This is a genomic window from Paraburkholderia sp. CNPSo 3274, from assembly GCF_024206475.1.
GTDB lineage: Bacteria > Pseudomonadota > Gammaproteobacteria > Burkholderiales > Burkholderiaceae > Paraburkholderia.
The window spans coordinates 1-18314 of the sequence record NZ_JAMBPR010000013.1; the positions used below are offsets into that span (position 1 = coordinate 1).

An 18314-nucleotide genomic window follows, 5' to 3' on the forward strand; every position below is an offset into this window, starting at 1 on the left:
AAGAGAACAAGACCATCAACCTGGTGAGCAAGGAAGGGGTGCAGCTCGCGGCGATCGGCTATGCGCATCTGTCGCGCGACGAGATCTATCACCACCTGGAGCAGTTCTATCGCCAGTTCTATTTCCGGCCGTCGAAGATCTGGGAGATCGTGCGCGAGATGCTCACGAGCTGGGACATGATGAAGCGGCGTCTGCGCGAAGGCGTGGAGTTCTTCCGCTTCCTGCGCGCGCACGAGGCATGATGGACCGTTCGTCTCGCGATGCGCGCGCGCTCATCTTCACCGCCGACGACTTTGGCCTGCACGAGCGGGTCAATGCGGCGGTGGAGCGCGCGCATCGCGAGGGCGTGCTCGACTGCGCGAGCCTGATGGTGGCCGCGCCCGCCGCGCTTGATGCCGTGGCGCGGGCGTGCCGCACGCCGGGTTTGCGCGTGGGACTGCATCTGGTGCTGGCCGATGGCGCGGCAATGCTGCCGCGCGAGCAGATTCCCGCGCTCGTCGATGCGCAAGGGCGTTTCGGCGACAACATGGTCCGCGACGGCGTGCGTTTCTTCTTCCTGCCGCACGTGCGCAGGCAGCTCGCGAAGGAGATACGCGCGCAGTTCGAAGCGTTCGCGGCGACCGGGCTCGCGCTCGATCACGTGAACACGCACAAACATTTTCATCTGCATCCCACGGTGCTCGCGCTGATCCTCGAGATCGGCCGCGACTACGGCTTGCGCGCGATGCGTCTGCCGCTCGAGGCAGGTGCGCCGTTCGCGCTCAAGCCCTGGCTCGCGCTCGTGCGCGCGCGGCTAGCGCGTGCGGGTGTCGCGCACAACGACTACGTGGTCGGCATCGCGAAGACGGGCGCAATGGACGAAGCCGCCGTGCTCGACGCGCTCGCGCATCTGCCCGCGCAGGGCGTGGGCGAGATCTACTGCCACCCGGCGCTTGCCGATGAAGCGCACGACGGGCCCATCACGCCGTCGATGCAGACGTATCGCCACGCCGACGAATTCGGCGCGCTGATCTCGCCGCGTGTGGCCGCAGCGCTCGCGCAGGCGGGCGTGCGCCGGGGCGGATTTACCGACGTGTTCTTCGGCGCGGCTTCAGGCTCCGACCCCGCCGCGTCGCGCGGCCCCGAGGTGCAGGTGTCATGAAGTGGCTGAAATGGCTGGGCCTGCCGGTCGGGATCGCCATCCTGATCGGTCTCGTCGTCCATAACGGCGCGCACGACGTGCTGCGCGTGATTGGCACGGCAGGGCCCATGCTGCTCTGGCTCGTGCCGTTCCACGCGCTGCCGCTCCTGCTCGACGCTCATGCGTGGCGCCTCCTGCTCGACAAGCGCGCACCGCTCAGCTTCCTCTGGTGGACCGCGACCGTGCGCGAGGCCGTGAACCGGCTGCTGCCCGTGGTCGGGGTGGGCGGCGAACTCGTCGGCATTCGCCTCGCGCGCTGGAAGGTGCGCAATGCGAGCGAAGTCACGGCTTCGGTGATCGTCGAGGTGTTCGTGACGATCGCCGTGCAATACGCGTTCTCGGCGCTCGGCGTCGTGCTGATCGTTGCCGCAACCGGCGACGGCGGTTCGCTGCGCACCATCATCGCGATCTCACTCGCGCTCGTGCTCTCGGCGCCGCTGCCGGTGCTCGCCGTGTTCCTGCTGCGTCGCGGCGGCGTTTTCCATGCGATCGAACGCTGGGCCGCGCGGCTGCTCGGCACCGAAAATCCGCTCATGCTCGGCCTCGACGGCAAGCAGCTCGACGCCGATCTCGACGCGCTGATGTCGCGCACGGGCCTCATGTTTCGCGCTTTCTTCTGGCAGCTTGGCGGCTACATGCTCGGCGCGTTCGAGACGTGGTGGGCGCTGGCGCTGCTCGGTCATCCGGTGACGGTCGGCGACGCGCTCGCCATCGAGGCCATCACCCAGGCCGTGCGCCATGCCGCCTTCATGGTGCCCGCCGGCCTAGGCGTGCAGGAAGTCGCCGTGGTGCTGCTCGCGCAGCTCTTTGGCGTGAGCCAGGACGTGGCGTTCTCGCTCGCGCTCGTCAAGCGCATGCGCGAAGTGGTGTTCGGCGTGCTCGCGCTGCTTTCGTGGCAGGCCGCGGAAATCGTTCGCACGCGTCGCGCAGTGCGCCACGGTGTGCAGTCCGCCGCTCAGTCTGCCGATGCGCTGCCCGCCGTGGCGAGCGTGTCCGCAAGTGCGAGCCGCCCGAAGCGGGACTCACAGCACGACCCGGTCCATTGACGGTACATTGTGGACATGTCGGTGCGCGCCGGATCGGCGCGCGTAGACGCAAGCCCATGTTGATGCGTTAGCAAGGACATGAAGCCCACGTTTTCACTCACGCGTTCGCTCGCGCTCGCGTGCGCCGCCACGGCGGCGTTCACGCTTTCCGGCTGCGACGATCGCCAGTTCGATGCCATGCTCGACACCATCCGGCAGGGATTCAAGGCGTTCTTCGATTCCGTGAAGCCCGACGCGCTGCTGCTCAAGGGCCTCACGCCCGGCGTTTCCACGCTCGAGCAGGTACGCGAGCAGATGGGCAAGCCCGAGACCGAGCGCGTGTTCGACGATGGCTCGCGCCGCCTCGAATATCCGCGCGGCCCGCAGGGCCTCAAGACCTGGATGGTCGACATCGGTCCGAACGGGCGGCTCGTGGCCATTACTCAGGCGCTTACGGCGGAAAACTTCGCGAAGATCCGTGTCGGCATGAGCGAGGACGAGGTGCGGCGATTGCTCGGTAAGCCCGGGCAAGTGGCCGGCTACCGCTTGAAGAAGGAGACGGTGTGGAGCTGGAAGTGGCTGGAAGGGGGCGTGACGCCCGAAGCGTATTTCAACGTGCATTTCGGACCGGACGGGCGGGTCACGACGACCTCGCGCTCGGACATCATCCGCGGTCGATGACTCACTTGACTCAGTTGACCCAGAACCACGCAAGGAGGCGCGCATGATGAACCGGCGACGGCCCAAGCGCTTGGGACTCGTGCTCGGCGGCGGCGCGGCGCGCGGCTGGGCGCATATCGGCGCGATTCGTGCGCTCGAGGAAGCGGGCATCAAGCCCGACGTGGTGTGCGGTACGTCCATTGGCGCGCTGGTCGGCGCCGTGTATGCGAACGGCGATCTCGACTGGCTCGAGGACTGGGTGGGCAAGCTCACCTGGCAGACCGTGGTGCGCTTGCTCGACTTGCGTTTTTCGGGCGGCCTGCTCGGCGGGCGCAAGGTGATCGACCTTTTTGCGCACCGGTTCAACGGCCGCTCGATCGATGACCTGAGGCTGCCGTTCACGGCGGTCGCCACCGAACTCGACACGGGGCGCGAGGTCTGGCTGCGCGAAGGCGGCGTGGTGGACGCCGTGCGCGCTTCGATCGCGATTCCCGGCATTTTCACGCCGATCTGGCATGACGGCGTGTGGCTCGTGGATGGCGGACTGAGCAACCCGGTGCCGGTGTCCGCCGCGCGCGCGATGCGCGCGGACACCGTGATCGCCATCGACCTCAATCACGACATTCTCAACGGCCGCGACCTGGGCGGCGCGATCGACACGATGCCGCGCGAGTTGCCCGTGGAGGCGAGCGACGCGGCGAGGGCGGCATCGGCCGCCGGGGCGGTCGGCAGCGTCGCCAATGGTGCTGACAGCAGCGAAGCGGCGCTTGAACCGCTCCTGCGCCGCAACGGCAAGCGCTTCCCGCGCTGGCTGCAGCCAGCAGGCCCCGGCGCGGCTGGCGGGCCGGACGTACGCGTGGCGCCGCCGCCTAGCACGCGCGTGCCTTCCGTGTTGAGCTCGGTGGCCCAGAGCATCGACATCATGCAGGTGCGCATTACGCGCAGCCGCCTTGCAGGCGAGCCCGCCGACCTGCTGATCCAGCCGCGGCTGGGCGGCATGGGGATCTTCGACTTTCATCGCGCCGCGCCCGCCATCGAGGAAGGGCGCGCGGCCGTGCAGTACATGATGCCGGCCATCAAGGCGCAGCTAGGGCTGGACTAGGGCGCTTCTCGTGCGCTGCTGGCTACAGGTCCAGAATGCCGGCGACGGCGAATTTCGGCGCCTCCCGCTCCTCGGCTCAATCCACCACGGCGAGCCACACCCAGCCGTGCTGCATGCGGCGTAGCGCCGTCACGGAAAGCGGCGCGATTTCGATCGAGCGAAAACTTGATGACAGCGCGCCCAGCGCGTGAAGAATCGCCGCCCGGATCACGCTTGCGTGCGTGAAGGCGATCAGGTTGTGGCCCGAGTCGGGCACCGCATCGAGCCAGGCGCCGACGCGCGTACGGACATCGTCGAACGATTCGCCGCCGCCTGGCGGCCGAAAGCCTGGATCACGCGTCCAGGCCGCAAGGGCTTCAGGCACTTCGCGCGCGAGATCCGTGAGGCGCTGGCCTTGCCACGCGCCGAAGGCGGTTTCGGCGAGCGCGTCAGCTGGCGTTGCCCCCGCGAAGCCTGCCGCGTGTGCACTCGCGCGGGCGATTGCGGCGGGACTCGTGAACGCGCGCGGCACCTCGGCGTTGCGATTGCCACCGGCCAGCCGCGCATGCCAGCGTTCGCGCCAGGCGGCAAGCGCCTCGAGTGCGCGCGCATCGAGCGCTTCTTCGGCGTCATCGCCCGCTACAGGCGCTTGCGGGAATGTTCCCGAGCGCAGCGCGGCACTCGCCGCATGGCTCACCAGCCAGACTATCGTCGGCATGCTTTTCCTTATGCTTCACTACTCTGTGGCTGACCTATCCGGGTGACATCCGGGCCGCGGCCAGCCGTCGCAGCGCGTAGAATACAGGCTCCACGACACGCGGAAGCCGGTGCAAGTCCGGCGCGGTCGCGCCACTGTAACTGGTTGCCGTCGATTGAATCGAAGCAACGGAAGTCAGACCTGCGCGTCGTGAACCACTCTTGAACGACTAGCGGGGCGCGTAACCCCAGGAGAAGTCAGCATGTCCGAAACCTCATTCCCCTTGCAGCACGCACCGGCCGCGCCGGCGCCCGTTCCGCTGCGAGAGATCCTGCCCTGGGCGATCTTCGGCGGCCTCATGCTGCTGCTGGCCTTGTACTTCGTGGGCGCCGAGCAGGGCGCCACGTCGATCTTCCCGGGCATGTACGTCCACGAATTCGTTCACGACGGCCGCCATCTGCTCGGCTTTCCCTGCCACTGACCGGGAGCCGAATATGGTTGGCAAGTTGCTGGTACGCGGCATGCTCGCAGGCATCGCCGCGGGACTCCTTACGTTCGGCTTCGCGAAGATCGCGGGCGAGCCGCAGGTCGATCAGGCGATTTCCTTCGAAGAGAAAGCCGACGCCGCGAAGGGCGAGGCACCCGAGCCCGAGATCGTGAGCCGCAAGACCCAGGCGAGCTTGGGTCTCTTCACGGGCGTGATGGTCTATGGCGCGTCGATCGGCGGCCTCTTTGCGCTCGTCTTTGCATATGCGAACGGTCGCGTGGGGCGTCTTTCGCCGCGTGCGCTCTCGGCCTGGCTCTCGCTCGCGGCGTTCGTCGCGATCTACCTGGTGCCGAACATCAAATATCCGGCGAATCCGCCCTCGGTCGGCGACCCGGAGACAATCGGCTATCGAACCGGGCTCTTCTTCCTGATGATCGCGATCTCGATCGCCGTGTCGGTGTTCTCGCTCAAGGTGCGCGCCGCGTTCGTGCCGCGCCTTGGCGTCTGGAACGCTTCGATCGTGGCGCTCGTGCTGTTCGTCGTCGTGATCGGCGCGATCCAGCTCGCGCTGCCGACGATCAACGAGGTGCCCGCCGCCTTCCCGGCCGTGCTGCTGTGGAAGTTCCGCACGGTGTCGATCGGCATGCAGGTTATTCTCTGGACCACGATCGGCCTGCTGTTTGGCGCGCTCGCCGAAAAGCTGCCTGGTGCGAATGCCCGTGCGGGCGGCGCACGCGGCACGCAAACGCGCGCCGCTTAAGCTCCGCCGGGTCGCAGCGCGCACGCCGCGCACCTATCGAAAAAGCGACCCCAAACTTGCGTAAATGCCCCGCGCGCCTCGCGTGCCGGGGCATTTTTTTTCGCCTTTCAAAAGCATCGCGCCCGCGGCTGCGTGGGCCCGATCCGCCCGCATCCGTGCGTCGCGCCGCAATGCTGCACTGCAATATCCGGGCCGCGCGAGTTTGAGCAATCCATTTTGCACTGAGACGATCCGCGCCAGTTCATCGGTTTCGACGGCGCTCAGGTGCCGCGCGAGGCCGCCCGAAACGACAAAACGAATTTGTTCCGGAGACGCGCGTGATCCTTTACGGCTTTGGCCCGGTGCTGCTCGCCGGCACGATCCAGACCATCGAGCTTTCGCTGCTCTCGCTCGGCGTGGCTGTGCTGCTCGGCCTGGCCGGCGCGGCGGCCAAGCTCTCGTTCAACCGGCCGCTCGCGGCCGTGGCGACCGCCTACACGACACTGATCCGCTCGGTGCCCGACCTCGTGCTGATGCTGCTGCTCTTCTACAGCATCCAGATCGGCGTGAACGAGGCCACCGACGCGCTCGGCATGGCGCAGATCGACATCGATCCGTTCGTGGCCGGCGTCGTCACGCTCGGCTTCATTTACGGCGCGTACTTCACCGAAACCTTTCGCGGCGCGTTTCTCGCGGTGCCGCGCGGCCAGCTCGAAGCGGGCCATGCCTACGGCATGAGCGGCGCGCGCGTGTTCGCCCGCGTCCTTTTTCCACAGATGATGCGTTTCGCGCTGCCCGGCATCGGCAACAACTGGCAGGTGCTCGTCAAGGCGACGGCGCTCGTCTCGATCATCGGTCTCGCCGATGTCGTGAAGGCCGCCCAGGACGCGGGCCGCAGCACCTTCAACCTGTTTTTCTTCCTCGTGATTGCGGCGCTCATCTATCTCGCGATCACCACGCTCTCGAACTTCGCGCTCGTCTGGCTCGAACGCCGCTATTCGGTGGGCGTGCGTCACGCGCAACTCTGAGGAAAAGGCCGTCATGAACGAAATCATTCAGCAATTCGGCCGCGCGTTCCTCTACTGGGACGGCGAGCATGTTTCGGGCCTCGCGATGACGCTGTGGCTGCTCGTGATCTCTGTCGCCTTCGGCTTTGTGTGCGCGGTGCCGCTCGCCGTGGCGCGCGTCTCGAGCCGCCGCTGGCTCTCGCTGCCGGTGCGCTTCTACACCTACGTGTTTCGCGGGACGCCACTTTATGTGCAGTTGCTGCTCATCTACACGGGCGTGTACAGTCTCGCGTTCATCCGTTCGGAGCCGCTGCTCGACGCGTTCTTCCGCAGCGGCCTGAACTGCGCGGTTCTCGCGTTCGCGCTCAACACCTGTGCGTACACGACGGAGATTTTCGCGGGCGCGATCCGCGCCACCTCGCACGGCGAAGTGGAAGCGGCGCGCGCCTACGGCATGAGCCCGTTCACGATGTACTGGCGTGTGGTCCTGCCTTCGGCGCTGCGCCGCGCACTGCCGCTGTACAGTAACGAAGTGATCCTGATGCTGCACGCGACCACGGTGGCCTTCACCGCGACGGTGCCCGACATCCTCAAGGTCGCGCGCGACGCCAACTCGGCCACCTACCGCTCGTTCGAGTCGTTCGGCCTCGCGGCGCTGATCTACTGTGCGGTATCGTTCGTGCTGGTGGCCGCGTTCCGCCGCGCCGAAAAACGCTGGCTCGGCCATCTCGCCGTGCGCACCCGCTGATTCATCGGAAACTGGAGACCATCTTGGCTCAGACGCAATCCTCAGATAGCAAGCTCGTCGCGCGCGACATCCACAAGCGCTACGGCGACAACGAGGTGCTCAAAGGCGTCTCGCTCGACGCGAAGAAGGGCGACGTGATCAGCATCATCGGCGCGAGCGGCTCGGGCAAGAGCACGTTCCTGCGCTGCATCAATTTCCTCGAGAGGCCGAACGCGGGCGAGATCGTCGTCGACGGCGAGGCGGTGCGCACGAAGGCGGGCCGCAACGGCGATCTGGACGTGGCCGATCACAAGCAATTGCAGCGCATCCGCACCAAGCTCGCAATGGTGTTCCAGCACTTCAATCTCTGGTCGCACATGAACGTGCTCGAGAACGTGATGGAAGCGCCCTTGCACGTACTGGGCGTGCCGCGCAAGGAAGCCGAGGACCGCGCGCGGCAATATCTGGAGAAAGTGGGCCTCGCTCCTCGCGTCGAGAAGCAATATCCCTCGCATCTTTCGGGCGGCCAGCAGCAGCGCGTGGCAATTGCGCGCGCGCTCGCCATGCATCCCGACGTGATGCTCTTCGACGAGCCGACTTCGGCGCTCGACCCCGAACTCGTGGGCGAAGTGCTCAAGGTGATGCAAAAGCTTGCCGATGAAGGCCGCACGATGATCGTCGTCACACACGAAATGGGCTTTGCGCGCAACGTCTCGAATCATGTGATGTTCCTGCACCAGGGGCGTACGGAGGAAGAGGGCTCGCCCGCCGATGTGCTCGGCGCGCCGAAGAGCGATCGTCTGCGCCAGTTCCTCTCGGGCAGTCTCAAGTAGGCGGCGCGTTCGCTCTCGCGCCTCGTCTTGCCGATGGTCCGCTCCACCGTTCTTTCTCCCGCTTCCGTTCCTGCCGCGACGCCCGGCGGCCAGGCGCCGCTCGCGCGCGCCGGCCGCACGACCCAGGTGGCGATCGTCGCGCTCCCGCCCGTTTCGATGTCGGGCGTGGGCCCGATTGTCGACGCGCTCAATCTCGCCAACGAGATCGACGGCCGGGCGCTGTATCGCTGGCAGATGTGTTCGTGGAACGGCCGCCCCGTGCCGCTCGCGGGCGGCGCGCAGTGGCCCGCCGACTGCGCGTTCGGCGACGCCGTTTCAGCCGACTGGCTCATCGTCGTCACCGAGCGCTACCAGCAGTTCGCCGACTACCGGCTCTTTCTCGCGAGTCTCGCGCGCGTGGGGCAGCGCACGCCACTCGTCACGGGCATTCACCATGGCATCTGGTGGCTCGCGATGGCCGGACAGTTGCAGGGTTACCGCGTGGCCGCGAACTGGGAGACGTTCCAGCAGTTCGCCGAGCAGTTCGAGCGCACCATCGTCACGCAGCACATCTACGAAATCGACCGCGACCGCGCGACTTGCGCGGGCGGCCAGGCCACGCTCGACTTCATGCTCGCAATGATCGGCCGCGACCACGGCCCGGAACTCGCCGAGCGCATTGCCGACGCGCTGGGCGCAAGCACGTTGCGCAGCGGCGACGAGCGCCAGCGCATTCCGTTCGTGACCGCGCCCGGTGAGCGGCACCCGCGCCTGAACGACGCGCTCAAGCTGATGGAGGCGAATATCGAGGACCCGCTCACGACCGACGAGATCGCGAATCTCGTGGGCGTGTCGCGGCGGCAGCTCGAGCGGCTCTTTCGCCAGTACCTCGGCGCGATGCCGTCGAAGTACTACCTGGGCCTGCGCCTTGCCAAGGCGCGCTCGCAGTTGCAGCGCACCAGCAAGTCGGTGGTGCAGATCAGTCTCGCGTGCGGTTTTTCTTCGGCGGCGCATTTTTCGAATGCGTACCGTGAGCGCTTCGGCGTAACGCCGCGCGAGGACCGCCGCAACTGGATCGAGCGCCAGCACGGCGGGGCCGCCGCCGAGCCGCGCGCGGGCGCGCTCGTCGAGCCGCCGGAAGTTCAGTGAACGTAGCCGCGGCGCAGCAAGCGCCCGGACATTGCAGCTTCCGTACGAAAAAACGCGTCGCGCCTGCGCAAGACGTTTGCGCTCGGCTTGCCTACACTGCACAGGTGTCGACGGGACTTGGCGCTTGAGCGCTTAGTCCCGTCCCATGCAACGCTACTTGAGCGAAAGGGCGCCGCCCCGACGCACATTGACCCCGAATTCGACACGCACTGAGTAATAGAGGAATCGCCATGAACGACCAGACTGTGAGCCGCAAGACCTTCGACGAAGTGATGGTGCCGTGTTTCTCGCCCGCGCCGTTCGTGCCGGATCGCGGTGTCGGCTCGCGCGTGTGGGACACCGAGGGCCGCGATTACATCGACTTCGCGTGCGGCATCGCCGTGACCTCGCTCGGCCACGCGCACCCGGAACTGCTGCGCGTGCTCGAGGAGCAGGGCAGCAAGCTCTGGCACATCGGCAACGGCTACACCAACGAGCCGGTGCTGCGCCTCGCACGCCAGCTCGAAGCACTCACGTTTGCCGATCGCGCGTTCTTCGCGAACTCGGGCGCGGAAGCCAACGAGGCGGCGCTCAAGCTCGCGCGCCGCGTGGCGTTCGATCGGCACGGCGCCGACAAGTTCGAGATCATCTCGTTTACGCAGTCGTTCCACGGCCGCACGTTCTTCACCGTGAGCGTGGGCGGCCAGCCCAAGTATTCGGAGGGCTTCGGCCCCGTGCCGGGCGGAATCACGCATCTGGAGTACAACGACATCGAAGCGGCGAAGCGCGCCATCGGCGCGCAGACCTGTGCCGTGATCGTCGAGCCGGTGCAGGGCGAGGGCGGTGTGATTCCCGCCGATCCCGCGTTCCTGCGCGCGTTGCGCGAGGCGTGCGATGCGCACGGCGCGCTGCTGATTTTCGACGAAGTGCAAACGGGCGTGGGCCGCACGGGCCACTTCTACGCGTACGAAGATACGGGCGTCACGCCCGACATCCTCACGACGGCCAAGGCGCTCGGCAACGGCTTCCCGATCGGCGCGATGCTCACGACCGAGGCCATCGCCGCGCACTTCAAGGTGGGCGTGCATGGCACGACCTATGGCGGCAATCCGCTGGGCGCCGCGATTGCCGGCAAGGTGGTCGAGCTGGTGAGCGATCCGGCGCTGCTGGCGGGCGTGCGTGCGCGGGGCGAAGCGATTCGCGGCAAGCTCGCGAAGCTCAATGAGCGCTTCGACATGTTCAAGGAAGTGCGCGGCAAGGGGCTTTTGATCGGCGCCGAACTGAATGCGCGCTTTACGGGCCGCGCCAAGGACTTCAATGCGGCGGCCGCGAATCGCGGCGTGATGATGCTGATTGCCGGGCCGGACGTGCTGCGCTTCGCGCCCTCGCTCATCATTCCCGAAGCGGACCTCGACGAAGGCTTTGCGCGCTTCGAGCAGGCCTGCGAAGACGTCATCGGCGCACGCTAAATCGTAACCCAGCCGCAACCCAGCGCACACACAGGATCGACGATGCTATTCGTTCGCCCCGCCAGGCTTTCCGATCTCGACGCGATCGCCCACATGGCGCGCACCGCGCAGCCGGTGCTGCATTCGCTGCCGCATGACCGCGCGGCGCTGGAAGCGCGCATCGCGCTTTCAGAAGATTCGTTTCGCGCGGACGTGGACTTCCCCGGTGAGGAGTTCTATCTGTTCGTGCTCGAAGACTCCGCCACGGGGTGGCTCGTCGGCACCTCGAGCATCGTGGCGGCGGCCGGCTACGCCGAGCCGTTCTACGCGTTTCGCAACGACGCGCTCATTCATGCGTCGCGCGAACTGCACGTGAACCGCAAGATTCATGCGCTCACGATGTCGCACGAACTCACAGGCAAGAGCCGCCTCGCAGGCTTCTACATCGAGCCATCGCTGCGCGGCGACGCGGCCGCGCATCTCATGTCGCGCGCGCGCATGATGTACGTCGCGATGAACCGCCGGCGCTTCACGTCCGAAGTGTTCTCGCTGCTGCTCGGCGTGACCGACGAGACGGGCGCCTCGCCCTTCTGGGAGGCCGTGGGGCGCAAGTTCTTCGGGCGCGATTTCAAGGACATCGAACTGGCCTCGGGTGGACGCAGCCGCACCTTCATCGCCGAGGTCATGCCGGCTTATCCGCTCTATGTGCCTCTGCTGCCGGAGCACGCGCAGCGCGTGCTCGGCGAGCCCGATCCGAGTGCCTTGCTTGCTTACGAGATCCATCTGGAAGAGGGCTTCGAGCCGGATCGCTACGTCGATATTTTCGACGCGGGCCCGGTGCTGACCGCGCAGGTGGACCGCACGGCCTCGGTCGCCGGCAACGAGACGCGCACGGTGCGCGAAGTTGCGGGCGCAACGAACCTGGAAGGCGCGGCGTATCTGGTCGCGAGCCAACACGCGGGCGAGTTCCGCTGCGTGCTCGCGACGCTGCCTGAAAGCGAGAAGGGCGCGGGCATCATCGCCCCGCTCGACGCGAGCGCGCGCGCTGCGCTCGGCGTGCAGGACGGCGAGCCGGTGCGCTGTGCGCCGCTTTATCGCGCCACCCCGCAAACAGAGGACGCATATATGGGAGACGCACAATGATCGTGGTACGCGTCGTGCAAACGGGCGACGTGGACGCGCTCGTCGCGCTCGCCCAGGAAACGGGCCCCGGCCTCACCACCTTCAAACCCGACCGCGAGGCGCTCATGGCGCGCGTGGAGCGCGCGCGGCGCACGCTCGCTGGCGTTGCCGCGCCGCGCGAAGCCGGCTACTTCTTCGTGATGGAAGACACGGCCACGGGCGACGTGGCCGGCGTATGCGGCATCGAAACGGCCGTGGGACTGGAGCAGCCGTTTTACAACTACCGCGTGAGCACGGTGGTGCACGCGAGCCAGGAGCTCGGCATCTGGACGCGCATGCGCGCGCTCAATATCTCGCACGATCTCACGGGCTACGCCGAGGTGTGTTCGCTCTTTCTTTCGCCGCGCTATCGCACGGGCGGAATGGGCAGTCTGCTTTCGCGTTCGCGCTTCATGTTCATCGCGCAGTTTCGCGAGCGCTTTCCCGAGCGCCTGTGCGCGGAATTGCGCGGCCATTTCGACGCCGAAGGCACGTCGCCGTTCTGGCGCGCGGTCGGTTCGCACTTCTACCAAATCGATTTCAACGCTGCCGACTACCTCAGCTCGCACGGGCGCAAGTCGTTCCTCGCGGAACTGATGCCGCGTTACCCGGTGTACGTGGAGCTGCTGCCCGAGGAAGCGCAGGCTTGCGTCGGTCTCACGCATTCCGACACGATTCCCGCGCGCCGTATGCTCGAAGCCGAGGGGCTGCGCTACGAAAATCACGTCGATATCTTCGATGCGGGCCCGGTGCTCGAATGCCATATCGGCGACCTGCGCACGGTGCGCGACAGCGTCGTGGTGCAGGTCGAGATCGGTGAGGCGCGTGCTGAAGAGGGTGTGCGCTCACTCGTATCCAATACGTCGCTTGGCGATTTCCGCGTGGGTTTCGCGCCGGGCGTCGCGCACGACGGCGTGTTCACGCTGAGCGCCAGGGAAGCCGCGGCGCTGAACGTCTCGGCGGGCGATCCGGTGCGCGTGCTCGGACCCGCAGCGAAAGCAAAACAAGGATGACCATGAACGAGCTTTACATCGATGGACAATGGTGCGCGGCCTCGGGCCCCGCGTTCGCTTCGCGCAACCCCGGCACGGGCGAGACCGTGTGGAGCGGCAATGCCGCGAGCGCCGAAGACGTCGATCGCGCCGTAAGCGCCGCGCGCCGCGCGTTCGCCGCGTGGGCGCAAACGCCGCTCGAAGCGCGCTGCGAGATCGTAAAGCGCTTCGCCGCGCTCGTCACCGAAAAGAAGGAAACGCTCGCCCAGGCCATCGGCCGCGAGACCGGCAAGCCGCTTTGGGAAGCGCGTACCGAAGCGGCGTCGATGGCCGCGAAGGTCGCCATTTCGATCACCGCCTATGGCGAGCGCACCGGCGAGAAACGCGCGACGATGGCCGACGGCGTGGCAGTGCTGCGCCATCGCCCGCATGGCGTCGTCGCCGTGTTCGGTCCGTACAACTTCCCGGGCCATCTGCCCAACGGCCATATCGTGCCGGCGCTGATCGCGGGCAATGCCGTCGTGTTCAAGCCGTCGGAACTCGCTCCCGAAGTGGCGCGCGTAACGGTCGAACTTTGGCGCGAAGCGGGCTTGCCCGCGGGCGTGCTCAACCTCGTGCAGGGCGAGCGCGACACAGGCATTGCGCTTGCGAATCACAGACAGATCGACGGGCTCTTCTTCACGGGCAGTTCGGACACGGGCACGCTGCTGCATCGCCAGTTCGGCGGACGGCCCGAGATCGTGCTCGCGCTGGAGATGGGCGGCAACAATCCGCTCGTCGTCGCGCCGGTCGAGGATATCGACGCAGCCGTGCATCACGCGATCCAGTCGGCGTTTCTTTCGGCGGGGCAGCGCTGCACGTGCGCGCGCCGCATTCTCGTGCCCGCAGACGCATTCGGCGAGCGCTTCCTTGCGCGTTTCGTCGAAGTGAGTTCGCGTATTACGGTGGGTGAGTACGACGCCGAACCTCAGCCCTTCATGGGCGCCGTGATTTCGGCGCGCGCGGCGGGCAAGCTGATGAGTGCGCAGGCGCTGTTGCTCGAGCGCGGCGCACGCGCCTTGCTGCCGATGGCGCAGCGCGATCCGGCGCTCGGTTTCGTCACGCCGGCGATACTCGACGTAACAGGCGTGGCCGATCTGCCCGACGAGGAGCACTTCGGTCCGCTCGCGCAGGTCATCCGCTACGCGGGTTTCGACGACGCCATTGCGCAGGCCAACAATACGGCGTACGGCCTCTCGGCGGGCCTGCTCGCCGACGACGAAGCGCTGTGGCAGCGCTTCACGCGCGAGATCCGCGCGGGCGTGGTGAACTGGAACCGGCCAACCAACGGCGCGTCGAGCGGCGCGCCGTTCGGCGGCGCGGGCCGCTCGGGCAACCACCGGCCGAGCGCGTACTACGCCGCCGACTACTGCGCCTACCCGATGGCGTCGGTGGAAAGCGTGCAACTGCAGATGCCCGCGAGCGTTTCGCCGGGTCTTTACTTCTAAGGAACGACGATGCAAACCCTTGAAGCCAACTTCGACGGACTCGTCGGCCCCACGCACAACTACGCCGGGCTGTCGTTCGGCAACGTCGCCTCGCAGAGCAACGAGAAGTCCGTAGCAAACCCGCGCGCCGCGGCGCAACAGGGTTTGCGCAAGATGAAGCGGCTTGCCGACCTCGGCTTCGCGCAAGGCGTGCTGCCGCCGCAGGAGCGGCCGTCCATGCGGCTGCTGCGCGAACTGGGCTTCGGCGGTAAGGATGCCGAAGCGATTGCGCGCGCCGCGAAAGACGCGCCCGAACTGCTCGCGGCGGCCAGCTCCGCGTCGGCCATGTGGACCGCGAATGCGGCCACGGTGAGCCCTTCGGCGGATACGCCTGACCGGCGTGTGCATTTCACGCCCGCGAACCTGTGCAGCAAGCTGCATCGCGCGATCGAGCACGAGGCCACGCGCCGCACGCTCGCCACGGTGTTCGCAGACCCGTCGCGCTTTGTCGTGCATGAGGCGCTGCCGGGCACGCCTGCGCTCGGCGATGAAGGCGCGGCCAACCATACGCGTTTTAGCGCGCAGTATGGCGAGCGCGGCGTGGAGTTCTTCGTGTACGGGCGCAGCGAATACCGTCGTGGACCGGAGCCCAAGCGCTTCCCGGCGCGGCAGACGTTCGAGGCGAGCCGCGCCATTGCGCAGCGCCACGGCCTGACCGATGCCGGCACGGTGTTCGCGCAGCAGAATCCGGACGTGATCGACGCCGGTGTGTTTCATAACGACGTGATCGCCGTGGGCAACCGCAGCACACTGTTCTGCCACGAGCGCGCGTTCGTCGACCAGAGGGCGGTCTACGACGAACTGCGCACGAAGCTCGCAGCGCGCGACGCGCCGTTCCACGTGATCGAAGTGCCCGAAGCGCGCGTGAGCGTGGCTGACGCGGTGTCGTCCTATCTCTTCAACAGCCAGTTGCTGAGCCGCGCGGACGGCACGCAAATTCTTGTCGTGCCGCAGGAATGCCGCGAGAATCCGCACGTGGCGGTCTACCTCGACGAACTGGTCACGAGCAGCGGGCCGGTGGACGAAGTGCTCGTGTTCGACCTGCGCGAGAGCATGAAGAACGGCGGCGGTCCGGCGTGCCTGCGTCTGCGCGTGGTGCTCAGCGAGGAAGAGCGCGCGGCGACGGCGCCCGGCGTGTGGATGAACGACGCGCTCTTCACGCGCCTCGACGGCTGGATCGAGCGGCACTATCGCGACCGGCTCGCGCCGCAGGATCTGACCGATCCGGTGCTGCTCGTCGAGTCGCGTACGGCACTCGACGAACTCACTCAGATTCTCGGCCTCGGATCGCTCTATGACTTCCAGCGCTGATCGCCCGCTCGAGGACTTTCTTGCGTACACGCTGGCGGGCGCGCGCCCAGCCACGCCCGAAGCGGCGCGCGGCGAATGCGCGGGCGGCGTGCGCTGGCAATGGCTCGACGAGGGCGTGCTGGAACTGGAACCGGCACGCGTTGACGATACGACGCGCAGCGTGCTGCTTTCGGCGGGCGTGCACGGCGACGAGACGGCGCCGATCGAACTGCTCTCCCAGCTCGTGGCCGACATTGCGGCGGGCCGCGCGACGCTAGCCTGCCGCGTGCTCGCGGTGCTCGGCAACGCAGGCGCGATGCGCGCTGGCGAGCGCTATCTCGACGACGACCTCAACCGCCTGTTCGGCGGCCGCCACGCACGCGTGCCGGCGAGCCGCGAGGCGCCGCGCGCCGTGGCGCTCGAAGCGGCGGCGCAGCGCTTCTTCGCGAAGGCCGCGAGTTCCGCCGATGCGCCATTCGCGCGCTGGCATCTCGACATGCATACGGCGATCCGCGCTTCGGCGTTCGAGCAGTTCGCGCTGCTGCCGCACACGGGCGAGCCGCCTGCCCGCGCGATGCTCGAATGGCTCGCCGACGCGCGCATCGCGGCCGTGCTGATCCACACCGAGAGGGGCGCAACCTTGTCGTCGTTCACGGCCGAGACGTGCGGAGCGCTCGCCTGCACGCTCGAACTTGGCAAGGTGCGTCCGTTCGGCCAGAACGACCTGGCGCGCTTCGCCGGTGCCGATGCCGCCGTGCGCCGTCTCGTGGCGGGGGGAATATCGTTGCCAAAGGGTGCGCAGATGCCGCGCATCTTCACGGTGATTGGCCAGATCACGAAGCAGAGTGCGGCGCTCAAGCTCAACGTGGCCGCCGACGTGCCCAACTTCACCCCGTTCCAGCGCGGCGAGGTGCTGGCGGAAGACGGCGCCTACCGCTACGTGGTGCAGCACGACGAGGAGCGCATCGTGTTTCCGAATCCCGGCGTGAAGCCTGGCTTGCGCGCGGGCCTGCTCGTCGTCGATACGACCCGGGAGACGCTCGCCGCGCTCGCCTGAGCGCTTGCCGCGGCGGGGCGCCGGCGCCATCGCGGTACAATCGCTGCCCTCGCGGTTGCTGCGGCGCACCACACTCGGTGCGCGCGATTGAGCCGTGTGTTTGGAGCAGCGATCCTGCGCCGGCGCCAGGAAGCCTTTGTTTAGCGACGAATCGAACGACGAAGCGGTATGAAGGGGCTTCGCTGGCGCACCCAATCTGACTGGAATGAGACACTGATGAAGAAGAACTGGAACAAGCTGGCAACGCTCGCATTCTGCGCGGCCGCCATGACGGCAGGCGCGGCAGGTGCCGCACACGCCGCCGATATCAAGGAAATTCGCTTTGGCGTGGAGGCGTCGTACGCGCCGTTCGAATCGAAGTCGCCCGCGGGCGAACTGCAGGGCTTCGATATCGACGTGGGCAATGCCGTCTGCGCGAAGCTCAAGGCAAAGTGCGTGTGGGTGGAAAACTCGTTCGACGGCCTGATTCCGGCGCTGCAGGCGCGCAAGTTCGCCGCGATCAATTCCGACATGTCGATCACGGACCAGCGCCGCCAGGCCATCGACTTCACCGACCCGATCTACGCGATTCCGAACCAGATGATCGCGAAGAAGGGCAGCACGCTGCAGCCCACGCCCGAGTCGCTCAAGGGCAAGCACGTGGGCGTGCTCCAGGGCACGATCCAGGAAACCTACGCGAAAGCGAAGTGGGCGCCCGCGGGCGTGGACGTCGTGCCGTACCCGACGCAGGACCAGATCTACGCGGACCTCGTTTCGGGGCGCCTCGACGCCTCGTTTCTGGACGCCGAAGCCGCTTCCAGGGGCTTCCTGAACAAGCCGCAGGGCGCGGCCTTCGCGTTCGCGGGCCCGCAGGTCGTGGACGTCAGGCTGCTCGGCGAGGGCGTGGGCTACGGTGTGCGCAAGAACGACGCGGCGCTCAAGGCCGCGCTGAACGGCGCGCTCAAGGACCTGAAGGCGGACGGCACGATCGACCGCATCGCAGCGAAGTATTTCGACGTGAAGGTCGTGCTCAAGTAATCGGCCCGTACCGATAGACCGACCGGCTGGACGAAATCCAGCCGGTCGGTTTTTTTTGCGCCTTTGCTTCGGATTGCATATCAAATCGTTCGTGCGTCGAGCGGTAACGCTGTGCCGGCGACGGGCGGGGCACGGCAAAAACTACAAAAAATTCCCGCGGATCGCGCAGAACTTCATTTCCGCGCCTTACTTGCCAGGATAAAATCGAGGTAAGAAAGTGCCGCGTCCGGCGCGCCATGTGTGCGAAGCGCAAACGGTTGCGGCATGCCAAGAAACAAGA

The 18314-nt window shown here is 67.0% G+C and carries 18 protein-coding genes, 1 pseudogene and 1 riboswitch; of the genes and pseudogenes, 18 read left to right on the plus strand and 1 reads right to left on the minus strand.

The window, feature by feature from the left end:
• The 5 genes and pseudogenes from M3I54_RS11190 to M3I54_RS11210 all read left to right on the plus strand — a co-directional run.
• Nucleotides 1–242: pseudogene (locus M3I54_RS11190) on the plus strand (hopanoid biosynthesis associated radical SAM protein HpnJ); the annotation flags it as partial.
• Nucleotides 242–1141 (plus strand): hopanoid biosynthesis-associated protein HpnK, encoded by a 900-nt coding sequence (hpnK, locus tag M3I54_RS11195; protein ID WP_254336002.1) that lies wholly within the window; start codon nucleotides 242–244, stop codon nucleotides 1139–1141. The pseudogene M3I54_RS11190 and the gene hpnK, both read left to right, overlap by 1 nt.
• Complete coding sequence (locus tag M3I54_RS11200) at nucleotides 1138–2226, plus strand: lysylphosphatidylglycerol synthase domain-containing protein (protein WP_254335792.1); 1089 nt, start codon at nucleotides 1138–1140, stop codon at nucleotides 2224–2226. Before hpnK ends, M3I54_RS11200 begins: the two co-directional genes overlap by 4 nt.
• Nucleotides 2227–2304: 78 nt before the next feature.
• Nucleotides 2305–2886, plus strand: a complete 582-nt coding sequence (locus M3I54_RS11205; protein ID WP_254335794.1) for an outer membrane protein assembly factor BamE — start codon at nucleotides 2305–2307, stop codon at nucleotides 2884–2886.
• 43 nt (nucleotides 2887–2929) lie between these two features.
• Complete coding sequence (locus M3I54_RS11210) at nucleotides 2930–3967, plus strand: patatin-like phospholipase family protein (protein WP_254335796.1); 1038 nt, start codon at nucleotides 2930–2932, stop codon at nucleotides 3965–3967.
• Nucleotides 3968–4043: 76 nt separating this feature from the next.
• Here M3I54_RS11210 and M3I54_RS11215 read toward each other — a convergent pair whose 3' ends face one another.
• Nucleotides 4044–4664, minus strand: coding sequence for a histidine phosphatase family protein (locus M3I54_RS11215; protein ID WP_254335798.1), 621 nt, complete (start codon nucleotides 4662–4664; stop codon nucleotides 4044–4046).
• 57 nt (nucleotides 4665–4721) lie between these two features.
• Nucleotides 4722–4867: riboswitch (cobalamin riboswitch) on the plus strand.
• 38 nt (nucleotides 4868–4905) lie between these two features.
• On the opposite strand from M3I54_RS11215, the gene M3I54_RS11220 reads away from it, so the two are divergent.
• The 13 genes from M3I54_RS11220 to M3I54_RS11280 all read left to right on the plus strand — a co-directional run bounded on the left by M3I54_RS11220 (nucleotide 4906) and on the right by M3I54_RS11280 (nucleotide 18034).
• On the plus strand, nucleotides 4906–5124 hold the full coding sequence (locus tag M3I54_RS11220; protein WP_254335811.1) for a CbtB domain-containing protein: 219 nt from the start codon (nucleotides 4906–4908) through the stop codon (nucleotides 5122–5124).
• Between the two features lie 13 nt (nucleotides 5125–5137).
• Entirely contained in the window at nucleotides 5138–5890 is a 753-nt protein-coding gene (locus M3I54_RS11225; protein WP_254335812.1) for a CbtA family protein, read from the plus strand.
• A gap of 317 nt (nucleotides 5891–6207) precedes the next feature.
• The gene (locus M3I54_RS11230; RefSeq protein ID WP_254335813.1) at nucleotides 6208–6897 is read left to right on the plus strand and encodes a histidine ABC transporter permease HisQ; all 690 of its coding nucleotides are present in this window, start codon (nucleotides 6208–6210) and stop codon (nucleotides 6895–6897) included.
• 13 nt (nucleotides 6898–6910) lie between these two features.
• Nucleotides 6911–7624: an ABC transporter permease gene (locus tag M3I54_RS11235; protein ID WP_028204763.1), complete on the plus strand. Its 714-nt coding sequence runs from the start codon at nucleotides 6911–6913 to the stop codon at nucleotides 7622–7624.
• Nucleotides 7625–7644: 20 nt separating this feature from the next.
• On the plus strand, nucleotides 7645–8436 hold the full coding sequence (locus M3I54_RS11240) for an ABC transporter ATP-binding protein (protein WP_375542130.1): 792 nt from the start codon (nucleotides 7645–7647) through the stop codon (nucleotides 8434–8436).
• Between the two features lie 156 nt (nucleotides 8437–8592).
• Nucleotides 8593–9564: a GlxA family transcriptional regulator gene (locus M3I54_RS11245; RefSeq protein ID WP_254336004.1), complete on the plus strand. Its 972-nt coding sequence runs from the start codon at nucleotides 8593–8595 to the stop codon at nucleotides 9562–9564.
• Between the two features lie 230 nt (nucleotides 9565–9794).
• Nucleotides 9795–11012 (plus strand): aspartate aminotransferase family protein, encoded by a 1218-nt coding sequence (locus M3I54_RS11250; RefSeq protein ID WP_254335816.1) that lies wholly within the window; start codon nucleotides 9795–9797, stop codon nucleotides 11010–11012.
• Nucleotides 11013–11054: 42 nt separating this feature from the next.
• Nucleotides 11055–12134, plus strand: a complete 1080-nt coding sequence (gene aruF, locus M3I54_RS11255) for an arginine/ornithine succinyltransferase subunit alpha (RefSeq protein ID WP_254335818.1) — start codon at nucleotides 11055–11057, stop codon at nucleotides 12132–12134.
• Nucleotides 12131–13165, plus strand: a complete 1035-nt coding sequence (gene astA, locus M3I54_RS11260; RefSeq protein ID WP_254335820.1) for an arginine N-succinyltransferase — start codon at nucleotides 12131–12133, stop codon at nucleotides 13163–13165. Before aruF ends, astA begins: the two co-directional genes overlap by 4 nt.
• A 2-nt stretch (nucleotides 13166–13167) precedes the next feature.
• Complete coding sequence (gene astD / locus M3I54_RS11265) at nucleotides 13168–14631, plus strand: succinylglutamate-semialdehyde dehydrogenase (RefSeq protein WP_254335822.1); 1464 nt, start codon at nucleotides 13168–13170, stop codon at nucleotides 14629–14631.
• A 9-nt stretch (nucleotides 14632–14640) separates the two neighbouring features.
• Nucleotides 14641–15981, plus strand: a complete 1341-nt coding sequence (gene astB, locus M3I54_RS11270; protein WP_254335824.1) for an N-succinylarginine dihydrolase — start codon at nucleotides 14641–14643, stop codon at nucleotides 15979–15981.
• Entirely contained in the window at nucleotides 15965–17017 is a 1053-nt protein-coding gene (gene astE / locus M3I54_RS11275) for a succinylglutamate desuccinylase (RefSeq protein ID WP_254335826.1), read from the plus strand. Before astB ends, astE begins: the two co-directional genes overlap by 17 nt.
• Nucleotides 17018–17233: 216 nt before the next feature.
• A complete protein-coding gene (locus tag M3I54_RS11280; protein WP_254335828.1) occupies nucleotides 17234–18034 on the plus strand; it encodes an ABC transporter substrate-binding protein in 801 nt (266 codons plus the stop codon).
• Nucleotides 18035–18314 lie beyond the last annotated feature (280 nt).

What these genes read in the sequence shown, in the direction of transcription:
- hpnK (WP_254336002.1), top strand. Translation starts at nt 242, where the DNA reads ATGGACCGTTCGTCTCGCGATGCGCGCGCGCTCATCTTCACCGCCGAC.
- M3I54_RS11200 (WP_254335792.1), top strand. Translation starts at nt 1,138, where the DNA reads ATGAAGTGGCTGAAATGGCTGGGCCTGCCGGTCGGGATCGCCATCCTG.
- M3I54_RS11205 (WP_254335794.1), top strand. Translation starts at nt 2,305, where the DNA reads ATGAAGCCCACGTTTTCACTCACGCGTTCGCTCGCGCTCGCGTGCGCC.
- M3I54_RS11210 (WP_254335796.1), top strand. Translation starts at nt 2,930, where the DNA reads ATGATGAACCGGCGACGGCCCAAGCGCTTGGGACTCGTGCTCGGCGGC.
- M3I54_RS11215 (WP_254335798.1), bottom strand. Translation starts at nt 4,664, where the DNA reads ATGCCGACGATAGTCTGGCTGGTGAGCCATGCGGCGAGTGCCGCGCTG.
- M3I54_RS11220 (WP_254335811.1), top strand. Translation starts at nt 4,906, where the DNA reads ATGTCCGAAACCTCATTCCCCTTGCAGCACGCACCGGCCGCGCCGGCG.
- M3I54_RS11225 (WP_254335812.1), top strand. Translation starts at nt 5,138, where the DNA reads ATGGTTGGCAAGTTGCTGGTACGCGGCATGCTCGCAGGCATCGCCGCG.
- M3I54_RS11235 (WP_028204763.1), top strand. Translation starts at nt 6,911, where the DNA reads ATGAACGAAATCATTCAGCAATTCGGCCGCGCGTTCCTCTACTGGGAC.
- M3I54_RS11245 (WP_254336004.1), top strand. Translation starts at nt 8,593, where the DNA reads ATGTCGGGCGTGGGCCCGATTGTCGACGCGCTCAATCTCGCCAACGAG.
- M3I54_RS11250 (WP_254335816.1), top strand. Translation starts at nt 9,795, where the DNA reads ATGAACGACCAGACTGTGAGCCGCAAGACCTTCGACGAAGTGATGGTG.
- aruF (WP_254335818.1), top strand. Translation starts at nt 11,055, where the DNA reads ATGCTATTCGTTCGCCCCGCCAGGCTTTCCGATCTCGACGCGATCGCC.
- astA (WP_254335820.1), top strand. Translation starts at nt 12,131, where the DNA reads ATGATCGTGGTACGCGTCGTGCAAACGGGCGACGTGGACGCGCTCGTC.
- astD (WP_254335822.1), top strand. Translation starts at nt 13,168, where the DNA reads ATGAACGAGCTTTACATCGATGGACAATGGTGCGCGGCCTCGGGCCCC.
- astB (WP_254335824.1), top strand. Translation starts at nt 14,641, where the DNA reads ATGCAAACCCTTGAAGCCAACTTCGACGGACTCGTCGGCCCCACGCAC.
- astE (WP_254335826.1), top strand. Translation starts at nt 15,965, where the DNA reads ATGACTTCCAGCGCTGATCGCCCGCTCGAGGACTTTCTTGCGTACACG.
- M3I54_RS11280 (WP_254335828.1), top strand. Translation starts at nt 17,234, where the DNA reads ATGAAGAAGAACTGGAACAAGCTGGCAACGCTCGCATTCTGCGCGGCC.